This window comes from Archangium sp., from assembly GCF_036388035.1.
Taxonomy (GTDB): domain Bacteria; phylum Myxococcota; class Myxococcia; order Myxococcales; family Myxococcaceae; genus Archangium.
Genome location: NZ_DASVSO010000542.1, coordinates 1 through 4281 on the forward strand (window position 1 = coordinate 1; position 4281 = coordinate 4281).

Below are 4281 nucleotides of genomic sequence, written 5' to 3' on the forward strand. Positions count from 1 at the left end.
CTTGAGCGCAGTTCGGGTGGCAAGTACCCCTGCACCGTTGAATCCCTGCAGGAATGGAGCAGTCTACATTCGAGCGCCAGTAATACGTCCCTCCGCCTCGCGGCAGCAGCCCTCGCGGCGAGGATTCTTGGCCCGAAGGCCGCTGCTGCTCTCTTCGGCATAAGTGCGGGGCTCGATACGCTGAGCCAAGTCGCGGGTCAGGAGGGGGAGAAGTCACTGGCGAAGGTTGATGTCAGGAGCGCTGCTTCCGCTGGCCTGAACGGAGTAACTGCCGGTGCCGTCCTTGGGCCGCTCCAGCACTTCAAGTACGGGCCAGCACTACTCGAAACCGCGACTCTAGTCAGCAGCGGCTATGCCATGCAGCACGGCGCGCAGTCGCTTCGAAATGGTGTGGACTCCGGTGATGGCTGGAAGATCGCCTATGGTATGACAGAGGGCGCGCTTGGCATGTTCGGAGCCTACGGGACCATACGTCCGTGGTTGGACGGGCCCCCTATCTTCCCGTCGGGGCCGCAGTTTGCTTGGGCTACCAGCGGTGGTGGGGGTGGAGGAACTGCGGCGCTCACTGGAGGTCCATCCCACGGAACCGAAGCGTTGTTGCCGGGATGGTCGGTGGCTGGTGGAACGGCAACGTTCATGGGCGCGGATCGCGGGAAAGGGCCCCGGCCTCATGGTAACGATCCGGGGCCAAGCCCCCATCGTTTCCAATACACGGGACCCCGGCCGAAGGTGCCCGGTGAAGGGTTGCGGTACCAGTTCAAGCCAGGCATTGATCTGGACGCTCGTGGGGGGCAGATGTCGTTCGCGGATGCGTTGAAAGAGGCGTTCGCGAGAACTGGCGCTCCGCTGAAGGACTTTTTTGTCACCAAGTGGGGGAAGACGCCCGAGGGTAAGACTGTACCCGTTGAGTGGCAGGCGCCGGGGAACGCCGAAGTGAGCTTGGATTGGGGGCACTACGCGGTTAACAAACGGGGCGAGTGGGTAACCGGACCTGACACTCCGCACATTGGGTGGAAGACACCAGTCGAAGGAAAGGTGGGACACATCCTCATGGACTCCATCCCCGCCAGTCGCCCCCTTGTCAAAGAGGCGGGGGAATCCATTTCGGCCAGTCGCCCCCTTGTCAATGAATAGGTGGTGAACAGTGACGCCCAGATTGAGTTCTAAAGTCGCGGACGCCGCCCGAGTAATGGGATTGCCGGTTACGGAACTAGCAGAGGCGGAGCGAAAGGAGTTCCGCGAGCAGGTGCGGCTTGCGTTCGCATCGGAGTGTCGGTTTGGAGAGCTTTGGGACTATGCCTCAGATGGCGAGGCCTTGTATTTGCCGCGGCCATGGGATGCGCTTAAGAGCTATCCTGTAGTGGGGCCAGTGGTATTGTTCTTTGAGCCAGATCGCGATCAAGTCATGCTGAGGTTTGAATCTCTAGCTGACGCGGCGACCTCGGTTGAGGCTGTTGGGAAGGTGGAGTTCGCTGCGGTTGATATTGGGTGCGACTGGTTCGTGTCTTACAATCATTCAGAATTTCTTATTTTGCGCGGTAGCGCTGCCAATTGGGTGACGTAGGGGCCGCACGCGCTCGGCAAGCCTTCGGGGCGAGGGATGATGCAGCGGATACGACGCAGGCGCAGGTAGTGACGGATGACACGAGAGCTGTAATCCTTGTCTCCCGCCAGACCCTGAGGACGCAGACGCGGGCATCCCCGTCCCTTTCGTCGGATTACGCCCTGGCATTAGAACCTGTTTCGGTAGGAGCCTACCGGCCCCGGGAGCGGCCGAGGGAGTAGCGGGGCAGGTGGGCGTCCTGGGTGACTGCGGAAGTAGGATGAATCACCCGACTTCGGGAGTTCTCTCTCATGGGAGGTGAAGACCGGAGCCATGGGGCTTGTGAAGCACGATGACGGCTGGCGTCTACCGGATGAGTTGTGGGCGAAGATGGAGCCGCTGCTGCCACCCAGGCCACCGCATCCGCTGGGGTGCCACAACCCGCGTACGCCCGACCGGCGGGCCATGGAGGCCATTGTGTTGGTGCTGCGCACGGGGATGCAGTGGCGTGCGTTGAACGCCACGGGCATCTGCGGCGCCTCGTCGGCCTACCGGCGCTTCCGAGAGTGGTTGGAGGCCGGAGTGTTCCTGGAGTTCTGGCGCCAAGGGTTGCAGGCCTATGAGGCTCTGGCCGGAATCGACTGGGAGTGGCTGGCGATGGATGGGGCCATGGGCAAGGCACCGCTGGGAGGGGAGAAGACGGGTCCCAACCCGACGGATAGGGCCAAGAAGGGCACCAAGAAGAGCCTGCTGACCGATGGGCGCGGCGCTCCCCTGGGCCTGGCCGTTGCCGGCGCCAACGTCCCTGACTTCAAGTTGATGCGCCCCACGCTCCAGTCCATGCCCGTGGAGCGCCCCACCCCGAGCGCGCACGCACCGCAGGGGATGTGTCTGGACAAGGGCTATGACTACGACCCGGTACGAGCCCTGGCCCGGCAGTACGGCTTCACCCTGCACTTGCGGCAGCGTGGCGAGCCGGACAAGCCGCTCAAGCGCGGCAAGAAGGCACGGCGCTGGGTGGTGGAGCGCACCCACGGGTGGATTCAACAAGTTCCGTCGTCTGCTGGTGCGCTGGGAGAAGCGTGAGGACACGTACCTGGCGTTTCTCCACCTGGCGCTGGGCCTCATCACCTGGTTCCACCACCTGCTGCCCCCGTAGGCGGCGGGCGACGAACGGTGCACCAACACAGCACGGCCAGCAACAGCCCCAAACGCATGGAGGCGCATGGCCCCGTGCGTCCCGAAGTCCTGCGCGAGCTGTCTTGGTCGCGGTTGGAACCCGCCTCCGCTCGGTCTACAACTCGCTCGCACGAGGCATGGCCTTGCTATCGCTTCGGCTCCTACCGAAACACGTTCTTAGCCCTGTCGCGCGTGACGAAGGCGCAGGCGAAGCCGCAAGTTCTCGCTCGACCGCTGATGGGAAGAGGATGATCGGTCCCCTGTCAAGGGGAAGATGTCCGAGTGCGGCCGGGAAAACGGTCTTCACTCTGGACAATCTGTAGGGCCGTGGGAGAGCCTCCGCGCCGCACGAATTGCACTGGAGTCCCATCCGCCATGTGGCAGCCGGGGGGCCAACACGCCCTGAAGAAGCAGGAGTGCGCTCTCCTCGTGAGGAGCGCGGTGGCCGTGGTGTGCGCGGTGCTGGGGGTTGGGGCGCTGAGCGGGTGTGGAGACGCCAAGGTGGTGGCGGAGGTGGGCCGGGGCAAGGTGCGACAGGGGGAGGTAGAGCTGTGGCGCCAGGAGTGGAGCGCGGGGAAGAGGCCGACGCCGGAGGAGGCGCTGGAGGGGGTGGTGGAGCGGGAGCTGCTGGCGGAGGAGGCCCGGCGCGTGGGGCTGGAGGAGGAAGAGGGGGTAAGGGCGAGGCTGGCGGCGGTGAGGCGGGAGGTGCTGGCCAGGGCGCTGGTGGAGAAGAGGATGGAGGAGGCGACGGGGGAAGGAGCGCTGCGCAAGCGTTACGAGGCGCGGAAGGAGGCGCTGGGGCGCAAGCAGGTGCACGTGAGGCACATTTTGGTGAGGGTGCCGCCGGAAGGGGACGCGCAGGGGAGGGCGAGGGCGCAGTCGCGAATCAATGAGCTGTACGCGAGGCTGAGGGGGGGAGAGGCCTTCGAGAAGGTGGCGAAGGAGGGTTCGGAGGACAGGGTGAGTGGGGAGAAGGGGGGAGAGCTGGGGGTGGTGCAGGAGGGGCAGGTGGACGGGGGATTCTTCAGGGAGGCGCAGGGGCTGAAGAGGGGAGAGGTGTCCAAGCCATTCCAGACGCCCTACGGACTGCACCTGGTGCAGGCGGTGGAAGAGGCGCAGGTGGTGGTGCCGAGCTTCGAGGAAGTGAGGGGGAAGCTGGCGGCGGAGGCGAGGAGGGAGGGGGAGGGGCGGCTGGTGGAAGAGCTGCGCGAGAGCATCGGAGTGAAGAAGTACCCGGAGCGGCTGCGTGCCGTTGCCGCCGGAGGGCGAAAGTCCGAGGCGGACGCAGGAGAAGGAAAATGAAGAGCGTCATGGTGCGGGCCTGGCTGGCGCTGGTGCTGGCAGTGGGGGTGGGGTGCGGCCATGAGGCCCCCCAGGCACCGCAGGCCAAGCAGTCCGCGGCCGGAGCAACTGCGCCGGAGAGGGCGAGTGGGCCCACGACGGTGAAGGCGGACACACAGCGCGCCGCGCTCGAGTCCGGCAGTGGCACGTCCTCCAGCGGCACCACCGCGTCCGCGACGACGGCGGCGGCGTCCACCGTAACGGAGGCGGACGGAGGG

The 4281-nt window shown here is 65.4% G+C and carries 4 protein-coding genes; all 4 read left to right on the top strand.

What is annotated here, in order from left to right:
- Nucleotides 1–1134, top strand: a 1134-nt coding sequence (locus tag VF697_RS21800; RefSeq protein ID WP_331097970.1) for a polymorphic toxin type 47 domain-containing protein, incomplete at its 5' end; no start/stop codon positions are given.
- 742 nt (nt 1135–1876) lie between these two features.
- Nucleotides 1877–2702, top strand: a protein-coding gene (locus VF697_RS21810) for an IS5 family transposase (RefSeq protein ID WP_331097972.1) whose coding sequence is annotated in 2 segments (ribosomal slippage) — nt 1877–2587 and nt 2589–2702 — 825 coding nt in all. Because the reading frame shifts where the segments join, the coding sequence is not laid out codon by codon here.
- Nucleotides 2703–3097: 395 nt separating this feature from the next.
- Nucleotides 3098–4024 (top strand): peptidylprolyl isomerase, encoded by a 927-nt coding sequence (locus VF697_RS21815; RefSeq protein WP_331097974.1) that lies wholly within the window; start codon nt 3098–3100, stop codon nt 4022–4024.
- On the top strand, nt 4021–4281 hold a 261-nt coding region (locus VF697_RS21820), incomplete at its 3' end, for a hypothetical protein (RefSeq protein WP_331097976.1). The genes VF697_RS21815 and VF697_RS21820, both read left to right, overlap by 4 nt.